1 protein-coding gene is annotated in these 777 nt (G+C 51.7%); it reads left to right on the top strand.

Features of this window, described 5'->3' with window-relative positions; genetic code table 11:
- Nucleotides 1–2: 2 nt before the first annotated feature.
- The coding region (locus tag NP603_RS20865; protein WP_256612798.1) for an elongation factor Tu at nucleotides 3–777 on the top strand (775 nt) is incomplete at its 3' end.

Here is a 777-nt window from a genome sequence, read left to right as displayed (position 1 = left end):
AAATGGCTAAAGAAAAATTTGAAAGAAAGAAACCGCACGTAAACGTAGGAACGATCGGCCACGTTGACCACGGCAAAACCACTTTGACCGCGGCATTGACCAAAGTAATGGCCGAAATTAACGGCGGTGAGACCAAAGCCTTCGACCAAATCGATAACGCACCGGAAGAGCGTGCGCGGGGTATTACCATTTCGACTTCGCACGTTGAATACGAATCATCGACCCGTCACTATGCACATGTCGACTGCCCGGGTCACGCCGACTATGTAAAAAATATGATTACTGGCGCTGCGCAAATGGATGGTGCGATTCTGGTTTGCTCTGCTGCGGACGGTCCGATGCCGCAAACCCGTGAACACATCCTGTTGTCCCGCCAAGTAGGCGTGCCTTATATCGTCGTGTTCCTGAACAAAGCCGACATGGTCGACGACGCCGAGCTGATCGAATTGGTCGAAATGGAAATTCGCGAACTGTTAAACCAGTACGAATTCCCAGGCGATGACACCCCGATTATCGTGGGTTCAGCGCTGAAAGCGTTGGAAGGCGAGCAAAGCGAAATCGGCGTTCAATCCGTTGTCAAACTGGTCGAAGCATTGGATACCTACATTCCTGAGCCGGAACGTGCGATCGATGGTAAATTCCTGATGCCGATCGAAGACGTGTTCTCCATCTCCGGTCGCGGTACCGTGGTAACCGGTCGTGTCGAGCGCGGCATCATTAAAGTTGGTGAAGAGGTTGAGATCGTCGGCATTCGCGATACCCAAAAAACCACCTGTA

Source organism: Methylomonas aurea (assembly GCF_024505045.1).
GTDB lineage: Bacteria > Pseudomonadota > Gammaproteobacteria > Methylococcales > Methylomonadaceae > Methylomonas > Methylomonas aurea.
The sequence above is the reverse complement of the archived record's forward strand: the minus strand, read 5'-3'. Positions and strand labels throughout refer to the sequence as shown.